Origin of the sequence: Aeromonas sp. L_1B5_3 (assembly GCF_963866575.1) — a bacterium.
In the GTDB taxonomy this organism is placed as follows: Bacteria; Pseudomonadota; Gammaproteobacteria; order Enterobacterales; family Aeromonadaceae; genus Aeromonas; species Aeromonas jandaei.
In genome coordinates this window covers 79,505-87,960 of the sequence record NZ_CAWMDN010000116.1, presented here as the reverse complement: position 1 = coordinate 87,960, position 8,456 = coordinate 79,505, and the positions used below count along the sequence as shown (strand labels likewise).

Here is an 8,456-nt window from a genome sequence, read left to right as displayed (position 1 = left end):
CCGTGGGGGTGTTTCCTCAGTGATTGAGCGTGAAATTGGCTCGATGTTGTCTTCCCCACACCCGTGGGGGTGTTTCTCTTTCAATCTTTCCGATACTGCGTTCAGGGTCGTCTTCCCCACACCCGTGGGGGTGTTTCCTCATAGCGGCGCAGGGCAGCAGGCACCCGCCAGTCTTCCCCACACCCGTGGGGGTGTTTCCGGGTTAGCGGTTCCAGTGAATCGCAGGCGAACGTCTTCCCCACACCCGTGGGGGTGTTTCCCCCAGCCGCCCGCTGGTGATGATGCTGTCGCTGTCTTCCCCACACCCGTGGGGGTGTTTCCACAGGGGCCAGTGATGTGATCATTCCGGTTTGGTCTTCCCCACACCCGTGGGGGTGTTTCCATAGGCCGTTCGATAAAAGTGGCTTTGGTAAAGTCTTCCCCACACCCGTGGGGGTGTTTCCTTCCTCGATAGAGATAGGAGAGCCGAGGAAGCGTCTTCCCCACACCCGTGGGGGTGTTTCTGAAGCTGTACTCGAAGTTCTCCGCTTGCTCTGGTCTTCCCCACACCCGTGGGGGTGTTTCTGGATGGCGGCCAATCCAAAGTTGGTCAAGGCCAGTCTTCCCCACACCCGTGGGGGTGTTTCCATAGAAGAACCGTGGTATCTGGACGCCAAGCCGTCTTCCCCACACCCGTGGGGGTGTTTCTGGCGTCGTGACGCTGACGGAGCTGCCAGGCAGGTCTTCCCCACACCCGTGGGGGTGTTTCCAGAGCGGCCTACCACCGCGCCAGACGGAGATTGTCTTCCCCACACCCGTGGGGGTGTTTCCAACGCATCGAGGGCGGCCGGGATATCACCGTGGTCTTCCCCACACCCGTGGGGGTGTTTCTTCGGCGATCCCGGATCAGCCGCGTCACGGCGTGTCTTCCCCACACCCGTGGGGGTGTTTCTCCTGCGGTACCCAGGGGGTGACGGTGGTATCCGTCTTCCCCACACCCGTGGGGGTGTTTCCTTTCCTTCTCCAGATGGGAGCACTATCTTTTAGTCTTCCCCACACCCGTGGGGGTGTTTCCCGGCCAGCTCTGGAGCGCAACCGATCTTGGTAGTCTTCCCCACACCCGTGGGGGTGTTTCCTGATGTCGGCGCGATAGCCCTCACCACGATCTGTCTTCCCCACACCCGTGGGGGTGTTTCTTTGCTGATCTTGGCCTGACTGAGCTTTCGCTCGCCTTCCCCACCCCCATGGGGGTGTTTCCAATACCGGCGGGTTCGGCGATGTGACCAAGGCGTCTTCCCCACACCCGTGGGGGTGTTTCTTGGCAGCCAGGGTCATTTGCATGCACCTTGCAGTCTTCCCCATGCCCGTGGGGGTGTTTCCAGGTGCATGGCCTGCCGTCTGGGTTCGATATGGTCTTCCCCACGCCCGTGGGGGTGTTTCCCAGTCCAGTTCGCGGCTGTTCTCTGGAGCTGCGTCTTCCCCACGCCCGTGGGGGGCTGCGCAACAAATATATCTGGGGAGGTTGTATATCTCTGTAGCAGTAATTGACTGACCTTAGCGCAAGGCACAACAAACCAATTTCCCAACATCAATAAACAAGAGATATTTCAGATGGTTTTTAACCCTTCGGTTCTAAATAAAAAACGCTCGCGCCGACTGCAGAAAAAACTGCGCGTTGGCGAGTTTCAGGAGTTTGGTTTCACTCTCACCTTCATCATCAACCTCCAACAGAAGGGTTTCGAAGAGGCCCTGGATGACTGGATCGATTACGTTGAATCACAAAGCTGGCGCTTTGGTGGCGGCGGTTCATTATTGGGCAACAGGACTGAGGGTTACCTCTGCCAATTTAATAATCGAACCATGACCGAATCTGATCGGGAAGAGGCTGGAAAATGGTTAGCAGCTCAACCCTGGGTGCTCTCATATCAGGTAGCCCCGCTAAGCGATGCCTGGTATGGCCCATGGAAAGATGAGTCCACCACCGTGTTATCAGACACCTATCAGAAGGAAACTCCCATGAGCGATGACAAGATCTACTTTCCCAACGAGGTGATAGGGCTGCAATTCGTGCAAGGCCTTTCATTGCTGGCAGCCTGGCGCAACTATCGGGGCCTGAGTCAAACTGATTTGGCTGAGCGGGTGGATATTTCACTGAGTGAGCTGGTGGCCATGGAGCAACCGGACTACCAATTCACCCACCAGCAACTCGTACTGCTGGCGGATGCTCTCGGCATTCAGTACGAACATCTGACCGATTAACTGAGCAGGCTGGTCATGCTCCGCCGAGCCTAAAACTTTCTAGATTTTTTAAATGCGGGGTTTTTTGTGGGGTTAGAAAAATCAAAGAGACAAAAACAAATACACAAATTCATTGCAATCAATCACTTAAAACAAACTAACGAGTTCCCCATCGAAGAGCTCAACTGATCCCCTGCCCGACCGGGCAGCACCGATGCACAAGGGCCGCAACTCACGGCGGCCACTTTGATGCGACCTCATCTTCCCTGACGATACACGCAGCCAACCGGCGATATTTCTCCCTGCAAGCTCACCCTTCTGCTTCAAGCAGCAGACACTCATCGGCATCTTCGCTCAATTTGACCAGCCGACTACGCACCAGCCCCAGCTTGGCCAACAGGCCGATTGAGCGCTCGTTGCCCGGCGTGACGATGGCAATCACCTGCCCGATCCCCAACCGGCTTTTGCCATCGGCGATGGCTGCCTGTGCGGCCTCAATGGCGTAACCATGACCGCGATACTGCGGCAGGAAGGCGTAACCGATATCTTCACGGGGCAAGCTGTCGCGTTTGATAAGGCCGCAGATGCCGAGGCTGGCGCCATCTTCCCTGCGCTCGACCAGATAGAGGCCATGACCATGACGGGCATAGCTCACCGCCGGTCCCTGCTGGATATACTCCTGCGCCTGTTCGAGTGTGCGAACTCCCCGATCGCCGATGTAACGATGGAAATCGGCATCATTGAGCAATTCGAGAATGAAGGGGGCGTCGGCGATGGTCAGTTCACGCAGTACGAGACGGGGGGAGGTAATCATGGCAAGGGCTCTCTCAAAACAGGCGAAGTCAGCAGAGTGCCCCCTAGGCAACCGGCTGACAAGCAATAGCGGGCTCACGGCCATGAAAAGGGGACCAACCTCGGCCCCTTTTTACGATGTCACACAGCGGTAGCAGAGCAGTCAGTCAGGCAGCCAGCAACCCGGCATAGCCATTACCCTGCTCGCGCAGCGCAGTGAACTGGGCTGCGCAATCGGCCCAGGAGAGCCCCAGCTTCTCCGCTACCTTGGCAGGCCACTCGGGTGGCGCCTCTTCACCCACATCGGATTGCGCTGCCAGCACGATCGCCAGATGGATCAACCCGGCCTCGGCGGAGAACTCTTTGGCCAGCATGGGATTGTAGTGATACTCCACCGCGTTGCTGATGGTCTCTGGGAACTTCCAGTATCGCGCCATGGCGGCACCGACCTGGGCATAGTTGAAGCCGACCACCAGCTCTTCCGCCTTGGCCCGCCCCTTGTGCAATTCCAGATCGTGAATGTGGTGGACTGTGTTTTCCGGCAGCCCCACATGCATCACCAGTCGGCCAAGGTCATAGAGCAGGGCGCAGGTAAAGACCTCATCCCCCTTCATTCCCTTCTTCACCGCCAGGCGACGCGCCAGCTCCGCCACGTTGAACACGCAGCCCCAGAAATGTTTGAGGTCAATGCCGGGCACCGCAGTGACCGATTCGGTCAGCCCGCAGGCCAGCACCATGTTGCGCACCATCGCCAGTCCAAGCCGCACCGCAGCTTCATTGACGGTACCGATCTGGCGACTGCTGCCGAACTTGGCCGAGTTGGCCAAACGCAGCAGCTTGGCGGAGATGACTGGGTCCTTGTTGATCAGCTTGCTGATCTTCAGCAGATCCGGATCCTTTTCATTGAAGGTCTGGATCAAATCGCGCATCACTTCCGGGATCTGGGGCAGTAGCTTGGGCTCAGCCAGCAGGGAATCTATCGTGGGCATAGGCGTGTCCATCCATGTTATCTGTGTTCCAACCTGTTTGCCGCGGCAAACTCCCGTTAATTATGAGTAACAAATGGCTGCGAGATCGGATTGTTTATGTGGATGGTAAACGGGAGCCGCTCCGCTTCGGGTTATACTGCTCTCCTCATTCACTGATGCGAAAAACCGATGAACGACTCTCAGGAATTTTTTGACGAAGACGCGCTGCTGGAGATGGTGGAGAACCAGCTCAACGACGGTCACCCGCCCCACGTGAAAGCTACCTTGATGAGACTGGTGATGAAGGGCACCCCGCGGGAAGAGGCACTGCAATATATCGCCTGCGCCCTCGGTGCCGAGCTGATGGCGATGGAGGCCGATCAGGGCCCCTTCAATCTGACCCGCTATGGCGAGTTCCTCGACAGCCTGCCCGAGATGCCTTGGGCGGACGACTGACCCGAGCTTGATGACGGATGCAAAAAGGGCGGGTGCCGATGGCCCCGCCCTTTTTGCATCTGCTGAATACCAGGCGATCAGAACTGGGAGTTGATGATCACCTCTTCCCCCAACGCACCTGCCAGCGGCAGTGGCCGGTAGGTGGAGTTGGCCGAGCGCAGCAGACGAATGCCGCGAATACCTATCTCCTGCGCCGCCTTGATGTCGCCATCGGCATCGCCGTAGAAGATCTTCATCTGCTTATCCTTGAGCCACTGCACCTTGGTATTCTGCCCCGGCTGGTCGCCGGCAAAGATCACCGGGTTGAGCTGGTCGGCCGGAATATTCATGGTCTGCTGCAAGGTCTTGCTCACCGTCTCGGTCTTAGTGGCCGAACGACCGGTGACGAAATAGATGTGATCGCCGCGCTTGAGGTGCATAGCGATGAGCGCCTTGCCCACCTCTTTCGGCACACTGAATTCATCCCAACCGTTGTTCATCTTCTCCCAGAAGGCCGGGTTTTTCAGGTAGCTCTCGTCGTTGGGAGAGAACTCCTGCTTGCCGCGATAGAACCCCGGGCTGGAGAAGAGCAGGGTGTCGTCGATATCAAAGCCGACCGTCATTGGCGGCAATCCATCCAGACTCTTGGCAATCTGCTCCACCGAGACCCAGTGGATGGGTGCCTGCTGGGCCAGAGTCACAGTAGTAACACCGACAGGAACCGGCTGGAGCGTAGCTGCCTCACGGGCAACTGCTGGCATGGCGAGGGTGGCAGCCAACAGGGTGGCAAGCAGCGCCGGACGGGCGTTCAGTTTCATAAAAAAGCGCCTTTATCTTCAAACAAAAGAGGGGGCCAATAGTGCCCCCTTGCTGCCTGGCAAACTGTGAATCTCCCGGCAAAAGGGAGCATTTGGCGCCCGACAATTAATCTTTGATTGGCAGCAGATCGGTAAAGACAAAGCCATCGCGCACCACTGTCTCACCGACCCGGATCCCGAGTGGGCGTGCAAACATGGGGCCGTCGTAGGCCAGGGTGTGAAACTCGCCGTTCTCGCCACAGGGGTCAACCCCCTCGGACAGAGCAGCCAGCAGTGCCTCGTCAAACTCATGGCCGCCCAGCGCACCATCCAGCTTTTTCGGATCCAGGGTGCTGATCCTCGCCTTCAACCCCGCCGTCATCATCTGCAGCGCCAGCTCCCGGGTGTTGCTGCCCCAAAGTGGGAAGAGCGGCTCGATGCCGGTACCGGCCAACTGTTTCTCCCGGTAGGCTCGCACATCCTCAAGAAATAGATCGCCAAACGCCATGTGGCGGATCCCCTGCGCAACCACATCGGCGATAAAGCCGGTCATGATGCGGGCGTAATCCTCGTTGCTGCAGGGCCAGGGCAGATCGATGGTGATGAGGGGCAGACCGACACAGGCAGCCTGCTCGGTCAACAGCTGCTTGCGCACCCCGTGCATCGCCACCCGTTCGAACTCCTGATTGAGGGTGGTGAACAGCCCTACTACCTCGATGGCTGGATCTTGCCGCAGCTGATGCAGTGCCCACGCACAATCCTTGCCGCTGCTCCATGAAAGCAGTACCCGTTTCTTTTCCATCAATCCTCCGTCGCGGGGCGCTCCGGTTTTCCCAAAAGGCTGCCCCAAAAAGATGCAAGACAGTGTTGCGAATTGCGCGATTTACATGCAAGCGGCGAGCAGCATACTCTCGATCACCTGTATATGCCCCTTGCCCGGGCTCAACAATAACTAAAAAAACGATGGGAAACATAAGGATATGACGACAGTGACACAACAGTACGATCACGCCCGCCCCCTCAACCGGCAGGACTACAAAACGCTGGGACTGGCCGCCCTCGGCGGTGCGCTGGAGTTTTACGACTTCATCATCTTCGTCTTCTTCGCCGTGGTCATCGGTGAACTCTTCTTCCCGGCCGACATTCCGGAGTGGCTGCGCCAGTTCCAGACCTTCGGCATCTTCGCCGCCGGCTATCTGGCTCGTCCGCTGGGCGGCATCATCATGGCCCACTTTGGCGACCTCATCGGTCGCAAGCGGATGTTCACCCTCAGCATCATCATGATGGCGCTGCCCACCCTGCTGATCGGTCTGCTGCCAACCTATGCGGTGCTCGGTATCGCCGCACCGCTGCTGTTGCTGCTGTTGCGGATCCTGCAAGGGGCCGCCATCGGTGGCGAAGTGCCGGGAGCCTGGGTCTTCGTGGCGGAGCACGTGCCCGCCCGCCGGGTCGGTGTCGCCTGCGGCACGCTCACAGCCGGACTGACGGCCGGCATCCTGCTCGGCTCTCTGGTAGCCACCGCCATCAACCGCGGCATGAGCCCGAGCGATGTGACCGACTGGGGCTGGCGACTGGCCTTCATCCTCGGCGGTGTGTTCGGCATCGTCGCCATGTATCTGCGCCGCTGGCTGCACGAAACCCCGGTCTTTGCCGAGATGCAGGCCAATAAAGCACTGGCCGACGAGCTTCCCCTCAAGACGGTACTGCGCAGCCACAAAAGCAGCGTAGTGGTCTCCATGCTGCTCACCTGGCTGCTCTCCGCCGGGATCGTGGTGGTGATCCTGATGACCCCCACCTACCTGCAGAAGGTCTATGGCATCACTCCGGCCGAGGCGCTGACCGCCAACTCGCTGGCCATCGTTGCCCTCACCCTTGGCTGCATTCTCTATGGCCGGGTGATTGACCTGCTGGGCAGCGGCCCCACCTTCATGCTGGGCTCCCTGCTGCTGGCTGGCTCCAGCTACGCCTTCTATCACGGGATCGCCTCCGGCATGAGCCAGCTGGTGCCGCTCTATATGCTGGCAGGCTTCGCAGTCGGGATTGTTGGCGCGGTTCCCTACGTGATGGTCAATGCCTTCCCGCCGGTGGTGCGCTTCTCCGGTCTGTCGTTCTCCTACAACGTGGCCTACGCCATCTTTGGCGGACTGACTCCCATGCTGGTTACCCTCTGGATGGCAAGCGATGTACTGGCCCCCTCCCACTACGTGGTGAGCCTGTCGGCACTCGGTTTTGTCATCGGCTGCTGGCTCTGGCTGCAGCAGCGCAACCGGCCACAACAAGCGCCGCAAGCGGCCTGACCCGAACAACAAAGCCCCGGCAGATGCCGGGGCTTTGTTGTACTGCTTATGTTCAGTTTGACCAACATAAGATAGCCTCCCTCTGGGGCATGCCACCCGCTCGCCCCCATGACTTTCAACTCTTTATCCGAGGCTCAAGATGTTCTTTCAGGTCGTATTACTCACCTTGCTGGCACTGCTGCCCATGGTCAACCCGCCCACCACGGCCACTCTGCTACTGGGTCTGAGCAAGGGGATGTCGCGCGAGCATGTGCGCCGCCAAGTCAATCTGGCTGCCATCTATCTTTTCTGCACCCTCTGCATCACCTTCTTTATCGGATCCTCCATTCTGGATCTGTTCGGGATCTCCATTCCGGGTCTGCGTCTGGCGGGCGGCCTCATCATCGGCTTTATCGGTTTTCGCATGCTGTTCCCCGCCCCCAGCCAGTCCAGCGGGGTGGAGATCAACCAGAGCATCGCCTTCGTTCCGCTCACCATGCCAAGCATGTGTGGCCCGGGCACCATGGCACTGGTGATCAGCGGTGCAGCCCAGATTGCCGAGCTGCCGGCCGAGTACGAGCGTCTGTCCATCTATGGTGGCGTGGTAACGGCATTTGCCCTGATGAGCCTGATCAGCTGGGGCGTGCTCAAACTGGCCGACCCGGTCTGCAAGATCCTCGGTGCCACCGGTATCGATGCCATGACCCGCATCATGGGCTTCCTGCTGGTCTGCATGGGTATGCAGTTCTGCATCAACGGCATCAAGGAAGTTGCGCAGGATCCGGTATTCCATGGTGCACCTGCGGTTCAAACAACTCCCCATTTGCCGCAAATGGACGGCCATTTTGATCAGCTGCCGAAGCCGCACCAGCAGTGATTGAAAACGGTATCAAAAAGTCCCTGACGATCTGCACTGATCTTGTTCCTGATCATGTTATTGACACATGAATGAGTTAGTTTGTTTTTCATAC

Annotated in this window: 8 protein-coding genes and 1 CRISPR repeat array; of the genes, 4 read left to right on the top strand and 4 right to left on the bottom strand. The window is 58.5% G+C overall.

Annotation, left to right across the window (positions count from 1 at the left end; genetic code table 11):
- Positions 1-48: 48 nt before the first annotated feature.
- Positions 49-1,419: a CRISPR direct-repeat array (repeat unit 28 nt; unit sequence GTCTTCCCCACACCCGTGGGGGTGTTTC).
- Positions 1,420-1,590: 171 nt separating this feature from the next.
- Positions 1,591-2,238 (top strand): 50S ribosome-binding protein YggL, encoded by a 648-nt coding sequence (locus AACR93_RS12790; protein WP_082044111.1) that lies wholly within the window; start codon positions 1,591-1,593, stop codon positions 2,236-2,238.
- A 289-nt stretch (positions 2,239-2,527) separates the two neighbouring features.
- Here the strand turns inward: AACR93_RS12790 and AACR93_RS12785 are convergent, their stop codons facing one another.
- Both AACR93_RS12785 and AACR93_RS12780 read right to left on the bottom strand, forming a co-directional pair.
- Positions 2,528-3,031 (bottom strand): GNAT family N-acetyltransferase, encoded by a 504-nt coding sequence (locus AACR93_RS12785; RefSeq protein WP_043851032.1) that lies wholly within the window; start codon positions 3,029-3,031, stop codon positions 2,528-2,530.
- 145 nt (positions 3,032-3,176) lie between these two features.
- The gene (locus AACR93_RS12780; protein ID WP_041209645.1) at positions 3,177-3,998 is read right to left on the bottom strand and encodes an HDOD domain-containing protein; all 822 of its coding nucleotides are present in this window, start codon (positions 3,996-3,998) and stop codon (positions 3,177-3,179) included.
- A 168-nt stretch (positions 3,999-4,166) separates the two neighbouring features.
- Between AACR93_RS12780 and AACR93_RS12775 the strand changes: the two genes are divergently transcribed.
- A complete protein-coding gene (locus tag AACR93_RS12775; RefSeq protein ID WP_033112538.1) occupies positions 4,167-4,433 on the top strand; it encodes a hypothetical protein in 267 nt (88 codons plus the stop codon).
- 77 nt (positions 4,434-4,510) lie between these two features.
- Here the strand turns inward: AACR93_RS12775 and aphA are convergent, their stop codons facing one another.
- The gene (aphA, locus tag AACR93_RS12770) at positions 4,511-5,230 is read right to left on the bottom strand and encodes an acid phosphatase AphA (protein ID WP_082044110.1); all 720 of its coding nucleotides are present in this window, start codon (positions 5,228-5,230) and stop codon (positions 4,511-4,513) included.
- A 106-nt stretch (positions 5,231-5,336) separates the two neighbouring features.
- Positions 5,337-6,011, bottom strand: coding sequence for an ATP-binding domain-containing protein (locus tag AACR93_RS12765; RefSeq protein ID WP_043851031.1), 675 nt, complete (start codon positions 6,009-6,011; stop codon positions 5,337-5,339).
- A gap of 178 nt (positions 6,012-6,189) precedes the next feature.
- Here AACR93_RS12765 and AACR93_RS12760 point away from each other — a divergent pair, with 178 nt between their 5' ends.
- Together AACR93_RS12760 and AACR93_RS12755 are read left to right on the top strand one after the other, a co-directional pair.
- Positions 6,190-7,506: an MFS transporter gene (locus AACR93_RS12760; RefSeq protein ID WP_043851030.1), complete on the top strand. Its 1,317-nt coding sequence runs from the start codon at positions 6,190-6,192 to the stop codon at positions 7,504-7,506.
- Between the two features lie 139 nt (positions 7,507-7,645).
- A complete protein-coding gene (locus AACR93_RS12755) occupies positions 7,646-8,362 on the top strand; it encodes a MarC family NAAT transporter (RefSeq protein ID WP_042032235.1) in 717 nt (238 codons plus the stop codon).
- Positions 8,363-8,456: the final 94 nt, after the last annotated feature.

Excerpts from the sequence above, each read along its gene's own strand:
- AACR93_RS12790 (WP_082044111.1), top strand. The coding sequence starts at position 1,591 with ATGGTTTTTAACCCTTCGGTTCTAAATAAAAAACGCTCGCGCCGACTG.
- AACR93_RS12785 (WP_043851032.1), bottom strand. The coding sequence starts at position 3,031 with ATGATTACCTCCCCCCGTCTCGTACTGCGTGAACTGACCATCGCCGAC.
- AACR93_RS12780 (WP_041209645.1), bottom strand. The coding sequence starts at position 3,998 with ATGCCCACGATAGATTCCCTGCTGGCTGAGCCCAAGCTACTGCCCCAG.
- AACR93_RS12775 (WP_033112538.1), top strand. The coding sequence starts at position 4,167 with ATGAACGACTCTCAGGAATTTTTTGACGAAGACGCGCTGCTGGAGATG.
- aphA (WP_082044110.1), bottom strand. The coding sequence starts at position 5,230 with ATGAAACTGAACGCCCGTCCGGCGCTGCTTGCCACCCTGTTGGCTGCC.
- AACR93_RS12765 (WP_043851031.1), bottom strand. The coding sequence starts at position 6,011 with ATGGAAAAGAAACGGGTACTGCTTTCATGGAGCAGCGGCAAGGATTGT.
- AACR93_RS12760 (WP_043851030.1), top strand. The coding sequence starts at position 6,190 with ATGACGACAGTGACACAACAGTACGATCACGCCCGCCCCCTCAACCGG.
- AACR93_RS12755 (WP_042032235.1), top strand. The coding sequence starts at position 7,646 with ATGTTCTTTCAGGTCGTATTACTCACCTTGCTGGCACTGCTGCCCATG.